We start from the raw sequence: 21,840 nt of genomic DNA on the forward strand, positions 1-21,840 counted from the left end.
AATCGCTCCTTCGCACCGTCACATCCACGACCCCGCGACCGGCACCGCGCTGTAGTCCTCCCCCACGACTGGGCAGATCTCCTCCCAGTGCACCCATCGCGCTCCCTCGCTCGCCTGTGGCGGCCAGAGCAGATAACCCCACCGCACCCCTTCGGTGTCGTCGCCCCAGGCCAGCAGATAGCGCACCGCCGCGGCATGTTCAACGATGGGCGGACGCCAGAGCTCGGGCAGGTCCCGCGTATTGAGATCCATGTCCTCATTATACGAACATACATTCGATTCAGCCATAAACTCTTCGCCACCCAGGGTCTGAAGGACCTCGCTCGACGAGCTGGTCGCGGCCTCGGGCATCGCCAAGGGCAGCTTCTACGCGTTCTTCGACTCCAGGGAGGTGATGATCCGCAGGGCTCTGCTGCACCGAAAGTAGCTCGCCACCGCGCTGGACCGGCCGGCTCTACCCGGCGCACCAGAACGCCTCCCGCGAATGACCCAGCCGTTCGGTGGAGCGGCTCCACCGAACGGCTGAGCCGGTGGTTCAGCCTTCCACCCACGATCCCTGGCCCGCCGGTCGATGCGTGGACGGACGCGGTGTTGCGATGCTGGCGGCGTTCGAGACAGGCGGAACGGAAGGATCACCATGGACGCCCCGAGCCCAGCTCAACCGAACCATCCGCGCAGCCTGAAAGCGTTGCGCGGCATGAGGCTGCTGGCCGGCGGTTACCTCGGCATCAGCGTGCTCACCCTCGTGGCCGTCGTCCTGCTCCGCGACGACCCCTCGGTGGTGAACGACGCCGTCTGGGTACGCGGGACCATCGTCGTCGTCAGCGCCCTGATGACATTCGCCTTCGCCGTGGGGACCTCCCGCGGCTCCCGACGGGCATATCTCCGGCTGCGGATCATCTCGGCCGTCATGGTGGTGGCGATCGTGGTCATCATCGCCCTGCCGGGCCTCTTCCCGGTGTGGATGAAGATCGAGCAGGGTGTCTGCGGGCTCGTCCTGCTGGGCGTCGTCGCGATCGCCAACGGCCGGCACCTGCGTTCGCTCTTCGCCACGAAGTAGCCGGGACATTCGGGCTTAGATTGTTGACATGAGCAGTCCGACGCCGCTCGTCAAGGGATGGCCTCCGGTGATCGCCGTTGTGCCGTACGCGCTGCTGGCGGTCCTGGCCGCCTTCACGGTGACGATGAAGGAGGGCGGCTCGCTCCTCGTCGACCTGGCCCTGTGCGCCCTCACGGCGGCGTGGATGTTGTGGCTGTTCACCCTGCATCCAGCCTGGCGGGAGCGCCCGCGCGTGATGGCGCTGTTCTTCACCGTACTGATCGTGATCACGGCTGTCCTGGTGGTCAGAGATTCCTGGTTCGGATGCTTCACGCCCGCCGCGTACCTGTACGCGTTCAAGGTCCTGCGCTGGCCCTGGCGGCTGGCCGGCGTCGCGGCGGTGGCGGTGGTGGCGGGCACGGCCCAGGCGTCCGGCACAGACATGACCACTCTGTCCGGCCTGGCCACCTACCTCGCCATCCTCGCCGTGAACGTGATCCCCATGTGCGCTTTCGCCTGGTTCGCCTGGCGGAGCGCCCAGCAGAGCGACGAGCGCAGGAAGGCCATGGAAGAGCTGAGCGAGGCCAACCGGCGGCTGGAGGCGACGCTGGCCGAGAACGCCGGCCTGCACCAGCGCCTGCTGGCCCAGGCCAGGGAGGCGGGAGTCATGGAGGAGCGGCAGCGGATGGCGCGGGAGATCCACGACACGCTGGCGCAGGGGCTCACCGGGATCATCACCCAGTTGCAGGCCGCCGAGCAGGCCGGCGCGGACCCGGCCGGCTGGCGCAGGCATGTCGCGGCCGCGACCGGGCTGGCCAGGGAGAGCCTGTCCGAGGCACGACGTTCGGTGCACGCGCTACGCCCCGAGCCCCTGGAGACGGCCCGGCTGAGCGACGCGCTGGCCGACGTGGCCGCGCGCTGGGCGGCCCTGCACGGGCCGGCGGTCCAGGTCACCACCACCGGCACCGCCCGGCCGATGCCGCCGGAGGCAGAGTCCGCGCTGCTGCGGACGGCGCAGGAGGCGCTGGCCAACGTCGCCAGGCACGCGGGGGCGAGCAGGGTGGGGGTGACGCTGTCGTACATGGAGCGTGAGGTCGCCCTGGACGTACGGGACGACGGCAGAGGCTTCGACCCGACCGGCATCGCCGGCACTGTGGGTGGCGGCGGGTTCGGCCTGGTCGCGATGCGGCAGCGAATCGAGGCGTTGTCGGGAACGCTGCAGGTCGAATCGGAACCAGGCATCGGGACGGCGATCTCGGCCTGCATCCCCGCCGCGCGGCAGGCGCCACTACAACCGGCGGGAGCACACGCGTGACTCCGATCAGACTGCTGATCGCCGACGACCACCCCGTGGTCAGGGACGGGCTGAGCGGCATGTTCGCACCCGACCCGGGCTTCGAGGTGCTCGGCGAGGCAGCCGACGGCGCCGAGGCGGTCCGGCTCGCCCAGTCGCTGCGGCCCGACGTGATCCTTATGGACCTGCGCATGCCCGTGATGGACGGCGTGGCCGCCATAGCCGAGCTGGCCAGGCAGGGCATCGAGGCCCGCGTGCTGGTGCTGACCACCTACGACACCGACAGTTACGTGCTACCGGCGATCGAGGCGGGCGCCACCGGCTACCTGCTCAAGGACGCTCCCCGCACCGAACTGCTGCGCGCGGTCCGGGCGGCCGCGGATGGCCAAGCGGTGCTCTCGCCATCGGTGGCGACCAGGCTGATCACCAAGGTCCGCGCCCCCGGCCCCGAGCCACTCAGCCAACGCGAACTCGAGGTCCTCGCACTCGTGGCCGCCGGCACCACCAACCGAGACGCCGCGGCCAGGCTCTTCATCAGCGAGGCCACGGTCAAGACCCACCTGCTGAACATCTACACGAAGCTCGGCGTCGGCGACCGCGCCGCCGCCGTGGCCGAGGCCTTCAACCGAGGACTTCTCACGCCCGAACCACCATCCCGGCCGTGACACCCCCTCCGCTTCGCGCACGTGGGCATGATGAACGCCCGCGGCGGCATGCGGACGGCGGAGCGGACCGGGGTGAGCACGTTTCTCTCTCGGCCCGGGTTCAGGTGGAAGAGGAGCGTCGGCGAGGGCCGGTCAGGAGTACGTACGGCCGGGATGTGGGGTGTCGATTTGGCGAGGGGCCGTTCGTACAGGGGGTGAGGGGAGGCCGGGGTGGCCTCCCGATGGACGGTCAACAAGGAGGCAGGGCATGGGTAAGGTCATCGCGATCGAGCACCTGACGCTGGACGGTGTGATGCAGGCGCCGGGCCACCCTGAAGAGGATCCCCGAGACGGGTTCCGGCATGGCGGGTGGGCGAGCCTGCGGCAGGATCCGGTCATGCAGGAGGTCATGGGGGCGCGGATGTCGAGCGCCTGGGCGCTGCTGGCCGGGCGTACGACGTATGAGAGATTTGCTGCCTTCTGGCCCAAGCAGGAGGCGAACCCGTTCACCGAGGCGCTCAACAGGGTCGAGAAGTACGTGGCGTCGAGCACGCTCGCCGAGCCCCTGCCCTGGGAGAACTCCTTCCTGCTCAAGGGGGATGTCACGGATGCCGTGGCCGCGCTCAAGGAGGAACTGCCCGAGAACCTGGTGGTGTTCGGAAGCGGGGTGCTGGTCAGGGCGCTGATGGCGCGCGGCCTGGTCGACGAGCTCGTCCTGCTCATCCATCCGCTCGTGCTGGGAGAGGGACGGCGGTTGTTCTCCGGCTCCGAATCGGAGGAATTGGAGCTGGTCGACTCCGTGGCGACGACGGCGGGCGTGATCGTCGCCACCTACCGGCCGGAGACCCGGGGGTGACGCACCCCTGAGAGCTCGCGCGGTGGGCGTACGGTGTTGATGAGGGCAACACCCGAAAACCGGTAGCCGCGCGGGTGCGGAACGTGAAACGGTCGGCTCTGATGATCCATTGGACCGAGGCAGGGCAGGAGCGGTCGGCGGTCTGGCGTTCCGCGCTGGGTGCGCCACCTCCCACGCGCGTGATCACGGCCGACGACCGGATGAAGGCCGACACCGCGTACCGGCTGGCCTGCGAGGGCACCGCGCTGCTGTGGCAGGGTGACTTCCAGAACGCCCGCCAGCTGCTGACGGCCATGGGACGCCGGTGCAAGCCCGCCGACCCCGGCGCCGGGTTCCACCGCTACCGCCAGGCTCAGTCCCAGCGCGCCCGCACGCTGGGGATGCTGCTCGTCCCGTTCGCGGAAGACCATGTGGTCCCGCTGCGCAGGGCGCCCGACGTGCGGGCGGCGTGCGCCGAGGTGTACGGCTCCGAGGCCCCTCCCGCGGTGGGCCAGCTACGCGAACTGCTCGGCCTGATCGGGGCCCACGAGTGGCGGCGCAAAGGCGTGTACGTCCCGGCACTCGGGGCCCGCATCCACCCGCACCACGGCGTGTTCTCACCGATCAGGGGCGAGTACATCGATCTGGTCGCGCAGGCACCGCTGCCTGACGACCGGCTGGCGTTCGACATCGGCACGGGCACGGGAGTGCTGGCCGCCGTGCTGGCCAGGCGGGGCGTACGGCACGTCGTGGCCACCGACCTGGACCAGCGCGCCGTGGACTGTGCCGGCGAGAACGTCGCCCGCCTGGGCCTGGACGACCGCGTGGAGATCGTGCGCGGCGACCTGTTCCCGCCCGGCCGTGCGCCGCTGATCGTGTGCAATCCGCCGTGGCTTCCCGCCAAGCCGGTCTCGCCCCTCGACCACGCGATTTACGATCCCGGCGGGCGAATGCTGCAGGGCTTCCTCGACGGCCTGGGCGAGCATCTCGAGCCGGGCGGCGAGGGCTGGCTCATCCTGTCGGACCTGGCCGAGCACCTCGGCCTGCGCACCCGGGACGACCTGCTGGGAGCGTTCGAGCGGGCGGGGCTGCGCGTGGCCGGGCGCCTGGATGTGCCGCCCCGGCACAACCGGCCGAAGGACGAGCAGGACCCGCTGCACGCCGCCCGCGCCGCCGAGGTGACCTCGCTCTGGAGGCTCGTGCGCCGATAGGCCGATGTTAGCCGCGGCCTCTCAGCGGCAGGAGAGATATATGCATATATCGGGAGTACAGAGCGTTTTGCCCGATCACCGTTACACGCAGGCGGAGATCACCGAGGCGTTCTCCCGGCTGACTTCCTGTGATGAGGACCTGCTGCGACGTTTCCACGCGGCGACCGGGGTGGAGGGCCGCAATCTCGCGCTCCCGCTGGCCGACTACGCCAAGCTCGACTCCTTCGCGCGCGCGAACGACATGTACCTCGAAATCGCTCTCGAACTCGGTGAGCAGGCTCTGAGAGGCGCGCTGCGCAAGGCCGGCATCCGCCCCGAGAAAGTCGATCACCTGCTGCTCTGCTCGACCACCGGCATCGCGACGCCGTCCCTGGATGCCAGGCTGGCCCAGCGGGTGGGGCTGCGGCCGGACGTCAAGCGGGTGCCCGTGTTCGGCCTGGGCTGCGCGGCGGGCGCCTCGGGGCTGTCGCGCCTGCACGACTACCTGCGCGGCTGGCCCGACCACGTCGCGGTGCTGGTGTGCGTGGAGCTGTGCTCGCTGACGATCCAGCGGGACGACACCTCGATCGCGAACCTGGTGGCCAGCGGCCTGTTCGGGGACGGCGCGGCTGCCGTCGTCGCGACCGGGCGCGGCGAGGGACCCGAGGTCGTCGCCACGCGCAGCAGGCTCTATCCCGGCACCGAGCACCTCATGGGCTGGGAGGTCGGGGAGCACGGCTTCCGCATCGTGCTGGATCCGGACCTGACCGGGTTCGTGGAGCAGGTGCTGGCCGGTGACATCAAGGCGTTCCTGGCCGACTACGGCCTGACCCCCGACCAGGTCGCCATCTGGATCTGCCATCCCGGCGGCCCCAAGGTCATCGAGAAGATCGCGCAGACCCTCGGCCTGCCGCCGAAGGCGCTCGAGGTGACCTGGCGGTCGCTGCGCGAGCACGGCAACCTCTCCTCCGTCTCGGTGCTCCACGTGCTCCAGGAAACGCGGGGCCGGCCGGGCGCGCCCGCCGTGCTCCTCGCCCTGGGTCCGGGTTTCTCCGCCGAGCTGCTGATCCTGCACTGGTGAGCGCGTACCTCGTCCTCATCGGCCTGGTCGTGCTCGAGCGGCTGGCCGAGCTGGTGGTGGCCCGCCGCAACCTGGCCTGGGCCAGGTCCAGGGGCGGCGTCGAGTACGGCAGGCGCCACTTTCCCTGGATCGTCCTCGCCCACGTCGCGCTCCTGGCGGCGGCGCCCACCGAGGTGTGGCTGCTGGGCCGCCCCTTCGTCCCGCTGCTGGGCTGGCCGATGCTGGCGGTGGTCGTCCTCGCCCAGGGACTGCGCTGGTGGTGCGTCCGCACGCTGGGCAGGCAGTGGAACACCCGGGTCGTCGTGGTGCCGGGACTGCCGCTCGTGCACAGCGGGCCGTACCGGTGGCTGCGGCACCCCAACTACGTGGCCGTCGTCGCCGAGGGCCTCGCGCTGCCGCTCGTGCACTCCGCCTGGCTCACCGCGCTGGCCTTCACGGCGGCCAACGCGGTGCTGCTCAGCGTACGCATACACGTCGAGAACGCGGCACTGGCACGCGGGCTCATCCGGTAGCAGCACCTCAATTGTCCCCTTTGTCACAAGCGATCACGTCTCGGTCGCGGTTTGCGCTCGCTTACGTCACCGGCCCGGCTAACGCAGATCAACTTCCGTCGTACGGCATGGAGGTGGTTGCGATGAAAATTCGTCCCTTAGCGGCGGGTGTCGGGCTTGTTGCGCTGCTGGCCCTGGCCGCGTGCGGCGGCTCGGGAGGCTCAACGAGCGGTGAGCGGGCTCCCGTGAACGCCAACGCCAATCAACAACCCGTACACCCGTCCAAAGCCCCAACTCAGCAGAGCGACGAGCAGGACACGACCACGGCCCAGATCTCCACGTTCGCCCTGGACGTGGACACCGCCTCGTACGGCTACGCCCGGCGTACCCTCCAGGAGGGCCGCTGGCCCGCGCCCGGCGAGATCCGCCCCGAGGAGTGGGTCAACGCGTTCCGGCAGGACTACGCGCAGCCGCAGGACGACGGGTTCGCCGTCCACGTGGACGGCGCGAAGCTGCCGTCGCGCGACGAGGCGGTCCTGCGCGTCGGCCTGCAGACGCGCGCCTCGGAGGCGGCCGAGCGGCGGCCCGCCAACCTCACGTTCGTGGTGGACGTCTCCGGCTCGATGGCCGAGCCCGGCCGTCTCGACCTCGTCAAGTCGGCCCTGCTCAAGCTGCTCGACCAGCTCGCGCCCGGCGACCAGGTGTCGATCGTGTCGTTCAGCGACGAGGCCGAGGTGCTGGCGTCGATGACCCCGCTGACCGCCAGGGACGAGCTGCGCGACGCGGTGAACGAGCTGACCGTCGATGGTGGCACGAACCTCGAGTCAGGGCTGGTCACCGGCTACCAGGAGGCGTCCAAGGCGTTCCGTCCGGCCGCCACGAACCGGGTCATCCTGCTCTCCGACGGCCTGGCCAACCAGGGCGACACCGAATGGCAGGCCATCCTCGGCCAGGCCAAGGAGTACGCCGGCAGACAGGTCACGCTGCTCACCGTCGGGGTCGGCCGCGACTACGGCGACGAGCTGATGGAGCAGCTCGCCGACAACGGCGACGGCATGGCCGTGTACGTCAGCAGCCAGGAGGAGGCCGACAAGATCTTCGCCACGCAACTCCCCGCGAACATCGAGCTGCGGGCGCGCGACGCCAAGGCGCAGGTCGTCTTCAACCCGTCGGTTGTGGAGGCTTACCAGCTCATCGGCTACGAGAACCGCGCGCTGGCCACGGAGGAGTTCCGCGACGACAGCCGGGACGGCGGTGAGATCGGCCCCGGCCACTCGGTCACCGCCCTCTACTCGCTGCGCCTCAAGCCGGGCGCCAAGGGGCAGCTGGCCCAGGCCACCGTACGCTGGCAGGACCCCGACACCCGGAACGCCTCGGAGGCGAGCAGGGCACTGCAGGCCGACGAGCTGGCCCCGTCGGTCTGGGACAAGGCGCCGGTCCGGCTCCAGGTGGACGTGGTGGTCGCCGCGTTCGCGGTCTACCTGCGCGATCGCAAGGCGTTCGGCATGGACCTGCCCACGCTCGGGGAGCAGGCCACGCGGCTGGCGGCGGCGTCGGAGGACCCGATGGTGTCGGAGCTGGTCACGCTCATCGACAAGGCCCGCTCGGTGGGCTGACCGGCCTCGCGAGCCGGTCTAGTTGTCGCCGAGTATGGGGGCGGCAGTGGCGGAGCGGTAGTAGTAGTCGTACATCGCCCGGGCGAACCCGGCCTTCGACACGTGCGCGACCCTGTTGCCGCGCAGCCGCTCGAACGACTCCCGCGACGCCTCTGCCGCCACGTCGTACGCCGCCCACAGGCGCAGGTATTCGGCCCGGTCGAGCCGCTCGTCACCGTCGGCGTCGAGCGCGTCCCAGAGGGCGTCGGTGATCGGCCAGACCACGTTGGACACGAACTCCGTCCGGTCGCGCTCCGGGGCGAGCGCGTAGTTGATGTAGGACTCCCTGCTGATGCGGCCGTCGGCATCGGTGCCTATGTGGTCGACGGCGTACTGCCAGACCTGCTCGTACGCGCCCTTGACCAGCCGGCTGCCCTGCTCGGAGAGCCCCAGCCGCTCGCAGAGCGCGGCGGCGACCACGATCATGTCTCGATGATCGAGGTAGCCGTCGTGGTCCATGTCGCTTGTGTCGAACGCATGTCCAGCATTCCGGGCACCTGCATCCATGGGGGCACCTTATGTGACAGTGTCTTTACAGAACGTTACTTAGATACTGTGCAGGCCGGGCAGCCTGTGTCAATGCGGTCGACACGAATCCCTGCGCGGGGCCTGGGTGGACGGGGAGCATGCCCGTGTAGAGCAGGTCGACCATGGGCATCGGCCGGGGGTAGCAGAACACCGACGAGCCCGTGCCGAGGATCGACGGGGTGTCGATGACGAGGGGCAGCTCGGCCAGGAGGAAGGGCAGGGCCTGCTCGGCCTGCTCGCGCGAGAGCTCCGGCACGCCGACGATGGGCCGTACCGCATCCATGCAGTGCCGCCTGAAGGCCGGATGCGTGGCGAACAGGCGCTCCAGCTCCGCTCGCGCCCCGCTGTAGGCCGGGTTGGGGGCCAGCTCGTTCCAGTCGAACACGGTGGCGTCCGGCGGGTCGAGGGCGTCGAGCGCGCGGATCACCCGGTTGCGGGTGTTGTTGGCGGCCGCCCTCGCCTTGGCCCCGGCCCTGGTGGCCGGGCATCCCCTCGCGACCAGCGTCCCGGCCAGCTCGACGCCGGGCACGAGCACGTGGAACCGCGCGAACGTCCGGGTCGCCCACTCGAGGAGATGCCTGATGGTCCGGGGGGTGAAGTAGCCGTTGAGTGCGCTGACGCCGATGACGGCATGCTCGCGCTCGCCAAGGATCTGGGCGCATCGCGAGGTCAGGGGTACAGGGTGGAAGCCGATCATGGCACGGACAGTAGCAAAGCTTTACTCTCCGTATGCATGGTTTTTAAGGTGTGCTTCGGCGGTCGCGAAGTCGGCTACACTCGTACAGGCAACAAGGGGCTATGGCGCAGTTGGTAGCGCGCCTCCATGGCATGGAGGAGGTCTGGGGTTCGAATCCCCATAGCTCCACACAAGTCACATTCAACGGCGGTGTCCTTCAGGGCGCCGCCGTGAGTCCTGCCGGGGCCCTTCCCGCAAGGTGTCTCACACAGAAACGGTCTCCCGCGCCGTCATGACCACTGCTTGGATCACCCGCCCCGAGACCTCCGCCGACCGTGACCGGATCCGGGAGGTCAACCTCGCCGCCTTCCCCACCTCGCACGAGGCCGACCTGGTCGAGGCGCTGCACGCCGATCCGGCTGCCTGGCTGCCGGGCTTGTCGTGGATCGTGCAGCAGCCCGACGGCGCCGTCGCGGGGTTCGCGCTGCTCACGCGCTGCCACGTGGACGGCTTCCCCGCGCTCACCCTGGGCCCGTGCGCCGTACGGCCCGAGCACCAGAGTCGCGGCGCCGGTTCGGCGGTCATCCGCGCCGCCCTGGACGCCGCCCGGCAGCAGGACGAGAACCTGGTCCTTGTGCTGGGTCACGCCGAGTACTACCCGCGCTTCGGCTTCGCCCCGGCCTCGCGCCACGCCATCCGGCCGTCCTTCGACGTAGAGGACAAGTACATGATGGCGCTCGTCTTCGACCCCGCCCGGCCCGTGCCGTCCGGCACCATCCGTTACCCGGCTGCTTTCGGAGTCTGATCCAAGCGGCCGTCCCAGCGGGCGCCTGGAGGCCAGGCGCCCGCTCAGGCGGGCCTACGTCCCTGTGTGCGCGGCGTCTCCGCGCTCGGCGGCGACGAGTTCGCGGGTCGCCGGGGCGACCTCGGCCGCGAACAGTTCGATCGCCGCCGGCTCGTCCCCCATCAGGATGAACGCGCTCACACCGTGGTCCAGGGCGAGCCCGGCGAGCTCCTCCGCCCACTGGTCCGGCGGCCCGTCGAGCAGGCCACGGCTCGACTGGCTGAAACGCCCGGAGAGGTTCAGCAAACGGCGCACGTCGGAGGGTGTCCTACCGGCCGACAGCGCGGCCTCGTCGATGTGCTTGTTGCCCTCGGTGAGGTCGTCGGGGCCGCCCTGCAGGTAGGACAGCGACGGGAGCCAGCCGTCGGCGGCACGGCCGGTCAGCTTGAGCATCTTCGGCTTGTATGCGCCGAGCCAGATGCCGATGTCGTGCGCCGGGGCAGGGCCGCGCTTGGCGCCGTCGACCTGGTAGTACTCACCGTTGACGTGAACGCCGCCCGGCTGGCCGGCCGCCCAGATCTGGCGGATGACCTGGATCGCCTCGTCCAGCGCGTCCACGGCCTGGCCGGGGGTCAGCCGCCGGCCGCCCATGGCCTCGATGGCGTCCCAGAAGCCGCCCGCGCCGATGCCCAGCTCGAAGCGGCCGCCGCTGAGGAGGTCCAGGCTGGCCGCGCTGCGAGCCAGCACGGAGGGAGGGCGCAGCGGCAGGTTGAGCACGTTGCCGCTCAGATGGACGCGCTCGGTGCGGGCGGCGACGTAGGAGAGCAGGGTCCAGGTGTCGAGGAACTTCGGCTGGTACGGATGATCCTGGAACATCACCAGGTCGAGGCCCGCGCGGTCGGCCACCACGGCGAGCTCGACCGCGTGCGTGGCGGGCTGTGCCGTGGGGGTGATGAACGTGCCGAACAGCAGGTCATGCCTGTAATCGGTCATCTATGCCTCCTCAGGTCGGATGTTGAAGTTGTCGCGGAAGACGTTGTCCGGGTCGTACCGCGCCTTCAGCTCGCCCAAGCGCCGCAGGGTGTGCGGCGGGAACGCGTCCCGCAGCCGCTCCGGGCGCTGGTCGGTCTCGAAACTGAGGTACAGGCCGTCGAAATACGGCTCGAGCCGGGCCCACTCCCTGTCCATCCGCTGCCGGTTCACGCCGAACGCGATGACCGAGAAGTTCGCGGAGCGATGCGCGTAGGCCGTGGCGTCCGCCGGGACGTCGGCCACCGCGCCGCCGACCGAGCGGATCTGGAAGAAGTACACCGCGCCGCTGTGGATCAGCCGCGCCGCGGCGGCGGCGAACTCCGGGGTGATGTGCTCGGCCAGCCCTGATCGGGTGGTCGGGTCGCCCTGCCCGTTGTGGTCCTCGCGCGACGCGTTCGCCATGACGTCGGCGTACGGGGTGATCACGACCTGCTGGTCGTACATCGGGGCGATCCCGGCGAGCGGCTGGAGCCGGTCGATGACGGTCTCCGGCACCCCCGCGTTGACCATGGCCAGCACGATCGCCGTCGCCGGCTGTCCCGCCCGCGGCGGGCTCACGATGAGGAAGCTGGTGAGGTCCCGCGGCGCCGCCTCCTGGACCGCGCCCCACCTCTCCAGGAACGTGGCGGTGTCACGGGCGTCCATGACGAGCTGCGCCCACCCGACGTCGCCGACCTCGTCCACCTGGAACTCGAATGCCGTGGCGATGCCGAAGTTCGCTCCCGCGCCGCGTACCGCCCAGAACAGGTCGGCGTGCTCCGCCTCGCTCGCCCGCACCACCGAGCCGTCGGCGAGCACCATCTCCACGGCACGCAGGTGGTCGATGGTCAGCCCGTGGTCGCGCCCCAGGAACCCGATGCCGCCGGCGGTGGCCAGGCCGCCGACGCCGACGCCGCCGTAGTCGCCGGAGCTGAGCGCCCACCCGTACGGCCGAAGGGCCGCGGCGACGTCCATCCAGCGGGCTCCGGGCCCGATCCTGACCAGGCGGCCCGGCCGGTCGAGCACCTCGATGGCGTTCAGCTTGGACACGTCGATGACGATGCCGCCGTCGTTGGTGGAGCGGCCGCTGATCCCGTGCCCGCCGCTGCGGACCGCCAGCGGCAGATGCGGGTGCGCCCGCGCGAACGCCAGCGCCTCCACGACCTGCCCCGCGTCGGCCGCCTGGATGACCAGTCCCGGCGCGCCGCCCCGCACGTACGTCGACCTGACCCGCGAGTACCCAGGGTCACCCGGCTCGATCACCGGGAGGGACGGGGGCACCCCGTCATAGTCGATCCCGGCCCGGCGCTGAGCACGCACGGTGGCGCGGCGAAGCTGACGGCTCGCCGGTGCCACGGCCTCGCGCAGCGCGGGCGCCACCTCGAGAGCGAACCGCTCGATGGTCGCAGGGTCGTCCGACATCAGGATGAACGTCCCGACCCCGTCCTCGAGGGCGAGCGGCAGGAGGTCCTCCACCCACTGCTCGCCGGGCCCGTCGAGGAAGCCGGACCGCGACGTTCCGAAGCGTCCCGAGATGTTGGCCAACCGCCGGATCTCCCGGGGATCGCGCCCCACCGCCACCGCGGCCTCGTCGATGAGCTTGTTGCCGGCCCTGAGCTGCCCCGGCTCGAGCGCGCCGACGGTCACCAGCCACCCGTCCGCCTTCTCCCCGAGCAGACGCAGCATCCGCGGATCGTCCGTGCCCAGCCAGATCGGCACGTCATGCGCGGGAACCGGCCCCGGCTGCGCGCCCTGGAGCCGGTAGTGCTCGCCGTCGAACCGCAGCGGCCCGTTCTCCACGTCCCACACACCGCGGATCACGTCGACGGCCTCACCGAGCGCCTCGACCGCCGCGTCGGGGGTCCGGCGCGGACCGCCCATGGCCTCGACGGCGTCCTCGTACGCGCCGGCGCCGAGCGCGAGCGACAGCCGCCCGCCGGAGAGCAGATCGAGGCTGGCCGCCGCGCGCGCCAGCACCGCCGGGGGACGCAGCGGCAGGTTCAGGACGTTCGCCGACAGGCGCACCCGCGACGTCCGTCCGGCCACCCACGACAGGAGCGTCCACGTGTCGAACCGGTACGGATGATCCTGGAAAGTGACGAGGTCATACCCCAGTTCCTCGCTCCGGACCGCCAGCGGAACGGCGTCGGCTCCGGGGGTGATGAACGTGCCGAACGTCAGCGGATGGCCGTAGTTCATCGAAGCCCTTCCTCAAAAGGTTGATGCATCAACCATACTAGACTGTCGTCATGTCCTCGCTCTCCACCCGTCAGGCGGCCCACTGGGCCAGCTACCAGCGCATGCGCGTGCAGCTCACCGGGCGGATCAACCGGGAGCTCGCCGGCACCACCGGGCTGTCGGAGGCCGACTACGAGGTCCTCTCCCTCCTCACCGAGTCTCCCGGCGAGTCGATGCGGGCGCTGGCGCTGCGCTGTGGGCTGGCATGGGAGAAGAGCCGCCTGTCCCACCAGTTGCGGCGCATGGAGCAACGCGGGCTGGTCACGCGTGCCGAGTGCGAGGAGGACAACCGGGGGTCGGTCATCCAGGCCACCGAGGCGGGCCGCCGGCTCGCCACGGAGGCCAAGATCCACCACGAGCGGGCCGTACGGCGCTACGTCATCGACGTCCTGACCCCGAGTCAGCTCGAGGCACTGGGCTCGATCGCCGAGACCGTCCTCGGCCGGCTCGAGGACGAGGAGCACGACCTGGACCCGGATCCGGCGCGGCGCAGGCATCGTGCGCCGAAGGGAGACTCAGCGGCATAGGGCCTCCTGCCGGCGGGCGGCTCAGAGGGTGAAGTCGAAGGTGTAGGAGTGGCCGCCGTCCGGGGTGATGACGATGGCCATCTCACCTCTGAGCCCCCGCAAGTCCCCGGTGCCCGAGTCGGGGACGACCGAGACGGTCAGCGACTGCCTCCCGCGGTCGCTGACCGCGTTGTGCTGCACGACGAAGGCCCCCGAGCGGCCGCCCAGCGTGCCTTCGATGCGCTCCATCGCCACGTACGCGCGCGAGTCCTCGACCTCCGTCGAGGCGACGAGCAGGTAGACGACGCTGGTGCCGGTGAGGTCCCCGTGGAAGGTCTTGGACATGGTCACGAGCCCGAACGAGACGCCGTCACGCTCTTCGAAGGGCGGCTTGGCGTCCCAGCCGGCGGTGTCGAAAGTTCCCTTGGCGAACATGTGCTCCATCGTGCCGGGCGTACCTGTCAGGTCCGGTCAGGTACCGGTGAGCCGCTCGACCACTGGGGCGAACTCGTCCAGGTATTGGGCGTTCACCGACACGTACGAGACGCCGAGCTTGTCCCGGCGCCTGCGGAGCGTGTCCACCATCTCGTCCACCGTGCCCGTCAGAACCCCGGTGCCATCCGCGGGGACGGGCAGCCAGGAGGGCGGCTCCGCGCCGGCGGCGGCGAGGTTCATGCTGAGCTCCAGGTTGTGGAAGCGGTCGCCGGCCAGCTCGTACAGCTCGTCCAGCTTCGCCCCCACCTGCTCCTCCGTGTAGTGGGGCGGCACGCCGAGCGCCACCGTGTCGGCCTTCTGGGCGGCCAGCCTGAGCAGCTTGGTCCCGGACGCGGCGACGAGCACGCGCACGTCCTTGACGGCGTCGATGGTCCGGGAGAGCCGCTCGATGCGCTGGCTCGGCGTGCCGAACCTGACGCCGAGCGTCGCGGCGTCCCGCTCCGCGTCCGGGCGGCCGGCGCCCAGGCCCAGTTCGAAGCGGCCCCCGGTGAGCGTGTGCAGCGTGGAGGTCTCCCAGGCCACGGCCTCGGGCGTCCGGTTGGGGGCGCTCAGCACGAACGTGCCGACGCGCAGGGTCGTCGTGGCCGTAGCGGCGACGGCTGCGGCGGTGAAGGGCGACAGCGTGCCGAGCGTGTCGGGCACCAGCAGCGTCGAGTAGCCGAGGCTCTCCGCCCGGCGGGCCAGGCCGGTCCACGCGTCGGCGTCGGTGGCGTGTCCGGCGACCGCGCCGAACCTGAACAGGTGATCGGTCATGCCATCAACGATCGCCGAAGCGCAGGCCGGCCACATCGTCCGCCGGGCCGGTGGTGCGCTACATCCGGGGGCGCAAACCCGCGCGGGAGGCTACTCCCCCAGCAGTATCCGCGTGAAGTCGTTGGCGAACTTGCCCTGGGGGTCGAGCCGCCGTACGAGGGAGCGGAAACGGTCGGGGCAGGCGGGCCACCGGGTGAACAGCTTGCCCCAGTGCGGCCTGGGCTCGAACGGCGCCAGCGTCTCCTCCACCAGCTCCAGCACCGGAAGCACCCCCGCGACGTCCCTCACCCAGGTGAAGTGGATGCCCACGCTGTCGCGGCCGTGGAACGGGCTGAGCCACAGGTCGTCGGCCGCGATCGAGCGCACTTCCGAGATGTGCAGGACGGGCCGGATCCGGTCGCCGATCGCGTACAGCTCGCGCAGCGCCTTGACCGCGTGCTCCCTGGGCAGGATGAGCTCCGACTGCAGTTCGTCGCCCGCGCCGCTCGGCTCGTGGTCGTGCCGGAAGTGCGGCAACCGCTCGTACCACGGGCCCGGCTCGCCGAGCTGGGCCGTGCAGCTCTCGGCCGGCATGCCGGGCAGCGGGTGGCGGGGGCCGTCGGCCGGGGTGGTGCCGTACCAGTCGGGGCTGGTCAGCTCCTCCGTGCGCTTCAGCCAGACGCGGGTGTCGCGCCAGTCGGTGAAGAGGCTGACGCTGTAGCCGCCGGCCATGATCTCGTCGAAGTCGGCGAGCGCGTCCACGGTCAGGCCCTCGCGTACGTACTGGCGCACCTCGAAGGCGGGCACCAGGTCGAGGGTCAGCGACGTGACGATGCCGAGCGCGCCGAGCGCCACCACCGCGCCGGGGAAGTCGGCGTCGCCGCGGGAGAGCGTCAGCAAGGAGCCGTCGGCGGTGACGAGGTCGAGCGCCGACACGGCGGCGGCCAGGCTGGGCACGGTGTCGCCGGAGCCGTGCGTGCCCGTCGCGACCGAGCCCGCCACGGAGATGTGGGGCAGCGAGGCCATGTTCGCCAGCGCGAACCCGGCCTGGTGCACCAGCGGCGCGAGCCGCGCGTACGTCATGCGCGCCGGCACCCGCACCTTGGCCGCGGCGCTGTCGATCTCCACCGCGTCCGGCATCCGGTCGAGCACGACGAGGTCGCCGGTGGTGTCCGCGACGTCGTTGAACGAGTGGCCGCTCCCCAGCGCCCGCACGTGAGAACCGGCCGCGACGAGCTGCCGAAGCTCGCCGAGCGAGGTCGGATGGTGAACGTCTCGCGCCCGAAATGCTGTGTTTCCCGCCCAATTGGTCAGCGTCACGCCCATACCCTCCCATAACTCACCTTGTCAGCTCCCGCCGGGTGCCGCTAGTTTCGAGTGCCGCTGACGGAGGTGCGCCGTGCTCTACATGTCCGAGGCCATCGGCCTTGTCACGCTCGTGCTCTGGCTCTACTGCCTCTTCGAGGCGATCACCACGCCCGACGTGCTCTGCCGGAACCTGCCGAAGATCGCCTGGGTGGTCGTCGTGCTCCTCTTCCCGCTGATCGGCTCCATTGCCTGGCTGGTGGCCGGCCGCCCGGAGCGGTCGCAGGCGGTCACGCGACCGAACGCGTTCCCCGAGTACGACCGTCCCGGCCGCTTCGCCGCCACCAACCCCGATGACGACGAGGAGTTCCTGCGCCGCTGCCGCGAGCGCGCCGAGGAGCAGCGCAGGAACGCCCCCAAGAAGCCTCCGGAGAGCTAGAAGCCCTGGGCCAGGCGGTAGTACGCCTGGTTCCAGCGCAGCTCCTTGGTGAAGCGCTCGGTCGTCGTGTCGGCGTCGATGGTCACCAGCTCCACGCCGAGCATGTCGGACAGGTCGGTCAGCTCCTCGCGGCCGACGGCCGTGGAGAGCACCGTGTGGTGCGGCGCGCCCGCCGTGAGCCACGACTCCGTGGACGTGCGCAGGTTCGGGCGCGGGCTCCAGACCGCGCGGGCCACCGGCAGCTTGGGCAGCGGCTGGGGCGGCGTCACGATGTCGATCTCGTTGGCCACCAGCCGGAACCTGTCGCCCATGTCGGCCAGGCTTACCACGATGCCGGGCCCCGGTTCGGCGTCGAACACGAGCCTGACCGGGTCCTCCCTGCCGCCGATGCCCAGCGGGTGGATCTCGCACGACGGCGTGCCGGAGGCGATCGAGGGGCAGACCTCCAGCATGTGCGCGCCGAGGATGAGCTCCTGGCCGGGCGTCAGGTTGTAGGTGTAGTCCTCCATGAACGAGGTGCCGCCCGGCGCCATCGACTTGAGCGTGCGCAGCAGCACCGAGGTCTTCCAGTCGCCCTCGCCGCCGAAGCCGTACCCGTCGGCCATGAGCCGCTGCACGGCCAGGCCGGGGAGCTGGCGCAGGCCGCCGAGGTCCTCGAAGTTCGTGGTGAACGCCTTGAAGCCGCCCGCCTCGAGGAAGCCGCGCAGGCCCAGCTCGATCCTGGCCGCGTAACGCAGCGACTCGTTGCGCTCGCCGAGCAGCTCGGGCGCCACGGTGTACTGCTCCGCGTACTCCTTGACCAGCGCCGTCACGTCCGCGTCGGAGACCGCGTCCACGACCTCGACCAGGTCGTTCACGCCGTAGGTGTTCACCGAGACGCCGAAGCGGAGCTGGGCCTCGACCTTGTCGCCCTCGGTGACCGCCACGTCCCGCATGTTGTCGCCGAAGCGGGCCAGCTTCAGCGTGCGGACCTCGGCCAGGCCCTTGGCCGCGCGTACCCAGGTCTGGATGCGCTCGCCCACGGACGGGTCGGTGACGTGCCCGGCCACGGTCTTGCGCGGCACGCCCAGGCGGGTCTGCACGAACCCGAACTCGCGGTCGCCGTGCGCGGCCTGGTTGAGGTTCATGAAGTCCATGTCGATGGTGCTCCACGGGAGCTCCACGTTGGCCTGCGTGTGCAGGTGCAGCAGCGGCTTGCGCAGCGCGTCGAGACCCGCGATCCACATCTTGGCCGGGGAGAACGTGTGCATCCACGCGATCACGCCGGCGCACTCGTCATCGGCGTTGGCCTCCAGCATCACCCGCCTGATCGCCGCGGCGTCGGTGAGGACGGGCTTCCAGTCCACGGGCACCGGCAACTGCTCGGCGATCCGCTGGGACTGCTCGGCCACCTGGCGCAACGTGTCCTCGCCGTACAGCCCCTGGCTGCCGGTCAGAAACCAGATCTTCAACGCGGGCTCCTCTGTCCGTAGACGTTCTGATAGCGGTCGTACAGGCGGTCGATGTCGTCCTGCGGGATGGACAGCGGCTCGCCGAGCTGCCTGGCCACGTGGACGGTACGGGCCACGTCCTCGCACATCACGGCGGCCTTCACCGCGGCCTTCGCGTCCTTGCCGATGCTGAACACGCCGTGGTTCTGCATGAGGACGGCCTTGGAGCGGTGGCCCTTGAGTGTCTCGACGATGCCCTGGCCGATCGAGTCGTCACCGATCAGCGCGAACGGGCCGACCGGGATCTCGCCGCCGAACTCGTCGGCCATCGCGGTCAGCACGCAGGGGATGGCCTCGCCGCGGGCGGCCCAGGCCGAGGCGTAGGTGGAGTGGGTGTGCACGACGCCGCCGACGTCGGGCATGTTGCGGTAGACGTACGCGTGCGCGGCGGTGTCGCTGGACGGCGAGTGCTCGCCTTCGACGAGGTTGCCGTCGAGGTCGCACACCACCATGTTCTCCGGCGTCAGCTCGTCGTAGGAGACCCCGGACGGCTTGATGACGAACAGGTCCTCGCCCGGGATCCGGCCCGAGACGTTGCCGGCAGTCCAGACCACCAGGTTGTAGCGCACGAGCTCGGCGTGCAGATCGGCGACGATCTTCCTGATGGTCATGCCTGGGCCTCGTTCCTGATCGCGCGGAGGGTGTGCAGCATCTTCCCGTCCCCGAAGAAGTCGTGGAGCCTGCGGTACTCGGCGTAGAGCCGGTCGTAGGCGTCGGCCCTGGCCTCGTCGGGCACGTACGCGGCCTCGGTGCGCTTGCCCATGGCCTCGGCGGCCTCCTCGATGCCCGGGTAGGCGCCGGCGGCGACGGCCGCGTGGATGGCCGAGCCGAGCGCGGGTCCCTGGTCGGAGCCGATGACCGAAAGCGGGCGGCGCAGCACGTCGGCGTAGACCTGCATGAGGAAGCGGTTCTTGAGCAGGCCGCCCGCGACCACGAACTCCTCGACCGGCACGCCCGACTTCTCGAACGTCTCCACGATCATGCGGGCGCCGAACGCGGTGGACTCGATGAGCGCCCGGTAGACGTCCTCGGGCTTGGTGGCCAGGGTCTGACCGATGATCACGCCGGAGAGGTTGTGGTCCACGAGCACCGAGCGGTTGCCGCCGAACCAGTCGAGCGCGACCAGGCCGTGCTCGCCGACGGCCTGCTTCTCGGCCAGCGCGGTCAGGCGGTCGTGGTCCAGGTCACCCCCGAAGTTGTCCACGAACCAGGCGAAGATGTCGCCCACCGCCGACTGGCCGGCCTCGTAGCCCCACAGGCCGGGCACGATGCCGTCGCGTACGACGCCGCACATGCCGGGCACCTCGGCGAGCCGGTCGCTGGGCATGATGTGGCAGGTGGAGGTGCCCATGATGGCCACCATCTGGCCGGGCCTGACGGCGTCGGCGGCGGCCGCGGTGACGTGCGCGTCGACGTTGCCGACGGCCACGGCGACGCCCTCGGGGATGCCCGTCCACTCGGACGCCTGCGCGGTCAGGCCTCCGGCGAGGCCGCCGAGCGGGGCCAGCGTCGTGCCGTCGACCTTCTCGCCGACCTGCCCGGTGGCGAGCTTGCTCACGAAGCCGGCGAAGCCGGGGTTGAGCTCGGCGAGGTACTCCTCGGACGGGTAGCCGCCGTCCTGGAAGATCCCCTTGTAGCCGACAGTGCAGGTGTTGCGGCTCTCGACGCCGGTGAGCTGCCAGATGATCCAGTCGGCGGCCTCGATCCAGCGCTCGGCCCTGGCGTACACCTCGGGGGCCTCCTCCAGGACCTGCAGGCCCTTGGCGAACTCCCACTCCGAGGAGATCTTGCCGCCGTAGCGCGGCAGCCAGCTCTCCCCCCGGCGCGCGGCCAGCTCGTTGATCCGGTCGGCGTGCGGCTGCGCGGCGTGGTGCTTCCACAGCTTCGGCCAGGCGTGCGGCTCATCGGGCGTCTCGAAGCACAGCGGCGTGCCGTCGGCCGTGGTGGGCAGCACGGTGCAGGCGGTGAAGTCGGTGCCGACGCCGATGACCTCCTCGGGTGCGACACCCGCGGCGGCGATCGCCTGGGGCACGGCGATCTTCAGCACGTCGATCCAGTCCTGCGGCGACTGCAGCGCCCAGTCCGGTCCCAGCCTCTTGCCGGAGCCCGGCAGGCTGTGCTCGATCACGCGGTGGGCGTACTCGTAGACGGCGCTGCCCAGCTCGGCGCCATCGCTGACGCGTACGACGACGGCACGCCCTGAGAGCGTGCCGAAGTCCACTCCGACCACGTATCTGTTAGCGTTCACATTCCACTCCAGGGGTTCTTCCGTGGGCATGCCCATCATCATCTACCAACAAGAAGCCTGCTCGTTGGCCTGCCGCCCACTGTTGGGGCCGGTCAAGGCCGTGGCGGCAGTCCACTTGGCAGATTTCTCATTGGCCGACTAGGCGCGGTGCTCGACCGTACGACGAAGCTGGGCGGTACGACCAGGCGCTCGTACGCCGTCGGCCCGACGTCGATCTGCCGCAGCAGCACCTCGATGCAGTGCCTGCCCACCACGTCGAAGTCCTGCCTGACCGTGGTGAGCGGCGGCGAGAAGAACTCCGACTCGGGGATGTCGTCGAAGCCCACCACGCTGATCTGGTCGGGGACCCGCACACCCGCCTCGCTGAGCGCCCGCAGCACGCCGAGCGCCATCTGGTCGTTGCCCGCGAACACGGCCGTGACGCCGTCCATCGCGGCCAGGCTCTTGCCCGCCTCGTAGCCGGCGCGGGGACTCCAGTCGCCGGCCAGCGGCTCGGGAACCGGCCGGCCCGCCTCCTTCAGGACGGTGCGCCAGCCCTCCATCCTGCCCTCGGTCTCCAGCCAGTCGGGCGGTCCGCTGACGTGCCAGACGGTCTCGTGGCCCAGCTCCAGCAGGTGGCGGGTGGCGAGCCTGGCGCCCTGGACCTGGTCTATGCAGACCACCGACACGTCGGCGCTGTGCGTGCCCTCGACCGCCACCGCCGGCATGCCCGGCGGCAGCTTCTCCAGAGCCCGCCCGGCCGAGCGCTGCGGCGCGACCACCACGACCCCGTCCACACCCTGCTCGGCGAGGTAGTCGATGGCGTCGCGCACGCTCGCGGCGTCGATCGACTTCAGGCTGACGATGCTGACGAAGTAGCCAGCGGTCCTGGCCGCCTGCTCGATGCCGTAGATCGTGCTGGCCGGGCCGTACAGGGTGGTGTCGAAGCTCACCACGCCGAGCGTCCGCGACCGCTTGGTGACCAGGGCGCGGGCGACCAGGTTGCGCCGGTAGCCCAGCCGGGTGATCGCCTCCTCCACCCGCGCCCGGGTGTCGGGCCGGACGTTCGGGTGGTCGTTGAGCACCCGGGAGACCGTCTGGTGCGACACGCCCGCCTCCTTGGCCACGTCGGCCATGACCGGCAGGCGGCGCTTGGGGGTCGTCACGGTCTCTCCTTTCA

23 protein-coding genes, 1 tRNA gene and 1 pseudogene are annotated in these 21,840 nt (G+C 70.6%); 13 read left to right on the forward strand and 12 right to left on the reverse strand.

Translation table 11 applies throughout. From position 1 onward, the window contains the following. Positions 1-18 precede the first annotated feature (18 nt). Entirely contained in the window at positions 19-252 is a 234-nt protein-coding gene (locus ACQPWU_RS43595; protein ID WP_433431522.1) for a hypothetical protein, read from the reverse strand. A 73-nt stretch (positions 253-325) separates the two neighbouring features. Between ACQPWU_RS43595 and ACQPWU_RS43600 the strand changes: the two are divergent. From ACQPWU_RS43600 to ACQPWU_RS43640, 9 genes and pseudogenes are all read left to right on the forward strand, one after another. After that, positions 326-427 (forward strand): annotated as a pseudogene (locus tag ACQPWU_RS43600) (TetR/AcrR family transcriptional regulator); the annotation flags it as partial. Positions 428-697: 270 nt separating this feature from the next. Next, complete coding sequence (locus tag ACQPWU_RS43605; protein WP_433445431.1) at positions 698-1,060, forward strand: hypothetical protein; 363 nt, start codon at positions 698-700, stop codon at positions 1,058-1,060. 28 nt (positions 1,061-1,088) lie between these two features. Then, positions 1,089-2,354, forward strand: coding sequence for a sensor histidine kinase (locus ACQPWU_RS43610; RefSeq protein WP_433431523.1), 1,266 nt, complete (start codon positions 1,089-1,091; stop codon positions 2,352-2,354). Then, positions 2,351-2,998, forward strand: coding sequence for a response regulator (locus ACQPWU_RS43615; RefSeq protein WP_433431524.1), 648 nt, complete (start codon positions 2,351-2,353; stop codon positions 2,996-2,998). The genes ACQPWU_RS43610 and ACQPWU_RS43615 overlap by 4 nt, the downstream gene beginning before the upstream one ends. A gap of 247 nt (positions 2,999-3,245) precedes the next feature. Further along, the gene (locus tag ACQPWU_RS43620; protein WP_433431525.1) at positions 3,246-3,833 is read left to right on the forward strand and encodes a dihydrofolate reductase family protein; all 588 of its coding nucleotides are present in this window, start codon (positions 3,246-3,248) and stop codon (positions 3,831-3,833) included. Between the two features lie 101 nt (positions 3,834-3,934). After that, positions 3,935-5,023 (forward strand): methyltransferase, encoded by a 1,089-nt coding sequence (locus ACQPWU_RS43625; RefSeq protein WP_433431526.1) that lies wholly within the window; start codon positions 3,935-3,937, stop codon positions 5,021-5,023. Between the two features lie 4 nt (positions 5,024-5,027). Then, positions 5,028-6,083 (forward strand): type III polyketide synthase, encoded by a 1,056-nt coding sequence (locus ACQPWU_RS43630; protein WP_433431527.1) that lies wholly within the window; start codon positions 5,028-5,030, stop codon positions 6,081-6,083. Next, positions 6,080-6,595, forward strand: a complete 516-nt coding sequence (locus ACQPWU_RS43635; protein ID WP_433431528.1) for an isoprenylcysteine carboxyl methyltransferase family protein — start codon at positions 6,080-6,082, stop codon at positions 6,593-6,595. Before ACQPWU_RS43630 ends, ACQPWU_RS43635 begins: the two co-directional genes overlap by 4 nt. A 122-nt stretch (positions 6,596-6,717) precedes the next feature. Then, a complete protein-coding gene (locus ACQPWU_RS43640) occupies positions 6,718-8,190 on the forward strand; it encodes a YfbK domain-containing protein (RefSeq protein WP_433431529.1) in 1,473 nt (490 codons plus the stop codon). Positions 8,191-8,208: 18 nt separating this feature from the next. Here ACQPWU_RS43640 and ACQPWU_RS43645 read toward each other — a convergent pair whose 3' ends face one another. After that, entirely contained in the window at positions 8,209-8,688 is a 480-nt protein-coding gene (locus ACQPWU_RS43645; RefSeq protein ID WP_433431530.1) for an EF-hand domain-containing protein, read from the reverse strand. A gap of 73 nt (positions 8,689-8,761) precedes the next feature. Then, on the reverse strand, positions 8,762-9,454 hold the full coding sequence (locus ACQPWU_RS43650; RefSeq protein WP_433431531.1) for a tRNA-dependent cyclodipeptide synthase: 693 nt from the start codon (positions 9,452-9,454) through the stop codon (positions 8,762-8,764). A gap of 95 nt (positions 9,455-9,549) precedes the next feature. Between ACQPWU_RS43650 and ACQPWU_RS43655 the strand changes: the two genes are divergently transcribed. Together ACQPWU_RS43655 and ACQPWU_RS43660 are read left to right on the forward strand one after the other, a co-directional pair. Further along, positions 9,550-9,622: transfer RNA gene (locus tag ACQPWU_RS43655), tRNA-Ala, on the forward strand. Positions 9,623-9,725: 103 nt separating this feature from the next. Beyond that, positions 9,726-10,238, forward strand: coding sequence for a GNAT family N-acetyltransferase (locus ACQPWU_RS43660; RefSeq protein ID WP_433431532.1), 513 nt, complete (start codon positions 9,726-9,728; stop codon positions 10,236-10,238). A 54-nt stretch (positions 10,239-10,292) separates the two neighbouring features. On the opposite strand, the gene ACQPWU_RS43665 is transcribed toward ACQPWU_RS43660, so the two are convergent. Both ACQPWU_RS43665 and ACQPWU_RS43670 read right to left on the reverse strand, forming a co-directional pair. Beyond that, positions 10,293-11,210: an LLM class flavin-dependent oxidoreductase gene (locus ACQPWU_RS43665; RefSeq protein ID WP_433431533.1), complete on the reverse strand. Its 918-nt coding sequence runs from the start codon at positions 11,208-11,210 to the stop codon at positions 10,293-10,295. Then, complete coding sequence (locus ACQPWU_RS43670) at positions 11,211-13,427, reverse strand: LLM class flavin-dependent oxidoreductase (protein WP_433431534.1); 2,217 nt, start codon at positions 13,425-13,427, stop codon at positions 11,211-11,213. A 50-nt stretch (positions 13,428-13,477) separates the two neighbouring features. Between ACQPWU_RS43670 and ACQPWU_RS43675 the strand changes: the two genes are divergently transcribed. After that, entirely contained in the window at positions 13,478-13,993 is a 516-nt protein-coding gene (locus tag ACQPWU_RS43675) for a MarR family winged helix-turn-helix transcriptional regulator (protein WP_433431535.1), read from the forward strand. Positions 13,994-14,014: 21 nt separating this feature from the next. Here the strand turns inward: ACQPWU_RS43675 and ACQPWU_RS43680 are convergent, their stop codons facing one another. The 3 genes from ACQPWU_RS43680 to ACQPWU_RS43690 all read right to left on the reverse strand — a co-directional run bounded on the left by ACQPWU_RS43680 (position 14,015) and on the right by ACQPWU_RS43690 (position 16,525). Beyond that, a complete protein-coding gene (locus tag ACQPWU_RS43680) occupies positions 14,015-14,407 on the reverse strand; it encodes a DUF3224 domain-containing protein (RefSeq protein WP_433431536.1) in 393 nt (130 codons plus the stop codon). 36 nt (positions 14,408-14,443) lie between these two features. Further along, positions 14,444-15,220 (reverse strand): LLM class flavin-dependent oxidoreductase, encoded by a 777-nt coding sequence (locus ACQPWU_RS43685; RefSeq protein WP_433431537.1) that lies wholly within the window; start codon positions 15,218-15,220, stop codon positions 14,444-14,446. A gap of 90 nt (positions 15,221-15,310) precedes the next feature. Continuing rightward, the gene (locus ACQPWU_RS43690; protein WP_433431538.1) at positions 15,311-16,525 is read right to left on the reverse strand and encodes an FAD-binding protein; all 1,215 of its coding nucleotides are present in this window, start codon (positions 16,523-16,525) and stop codon (positions 15,311-15,313) included. 82 nt (positions 16,526-16,607) lie between these two features. Between ACQPWU_RS43690 and ACQPWU_RS43695 the strand changes: the two genes are divergently transcribed. After that, positions 16,608-16,943 (forward strand): PLD nuclease N-terminal domain-containing protein, encoded by a 336-nt coding sequence (locus ACQPWU_RS43695; RefSeq protein ID WP_433445432.1) that lies wholly within the window; start codon positions 16,608-16,610, stop codon positions 16,941-16,943. Here the strand turns inward: ACQPWU_RS43695 and araA are convergent. From araA to ACQPWU_RS43715, 4 genes are all read right to left on the reverse strand, one after another. Beyond that, positions 16,940-18,394 carry an L-arabinose isomerase gene (gene araA, locus ACQPWU_RS43700; protein ID WP_433431539.1) on the reverse strand — a complete coding sequence of 485 codons (1,455 nt, stop codon included), beginning with the start codon at positions 18,392-18,394 and terminating at the stop codon, positions 16,940-16,942. The genes ACQPWU_RS43695 and araA overlap by 4 nt on opposite strands. After that, on the reverse strand, positions 18,391-19,044 hold the full coding sequence (locus ACQPWU_RS43705; protein WP_360691392.1) for an L-ribulose-5-phosphate 4-epimerase: 654 nt from the start codon (positions 19,042-19,044) through the stop codon (positions 18,391-18,393). Before ACQPWU_RS43705 ends, araA begins: the two co-directional genes overlap by 4 nt. Then, positions 19,041-20,711, reverse strand: coding sequence for a ribulokinase (gene araB, locus ACQPWU_RS43710; RefSeq protein ID WP_433431540.1), 1,671 nt, complete (start codon positions 20,709-20,711; stop codon positions 19,041-19,043). The genes ACQPWU_RS43705 and araB overlap by 4 nt, the downstream gene beginning before the upstream one ends. A 62-nt stretch (positions 20,712-20,773) precedes the next feature. Next, positions 20,774-21,826, reverse strand: a complete 1,053-nt coding sequence (locus tag ACQPWU_RS43715; RefSeq protein ID WP_433431541.1) for a LacI family DNA-binding transcriptional regulator — start codon at positions 21,824-21,826, stop codon at positions 20,774-20,776. Between the last annotated feature and the right edge of the window lie 14 nt (positions 21,827-21,840).

Source organism: Nonomuraea sp. CA-141351, assembly GCF_050944675.1.
Lineage (GTDB): Bacteria > Actinomycetota > Actinomycetes > Streptosporangiales > Streptosporangiaceae > Nonomuraea.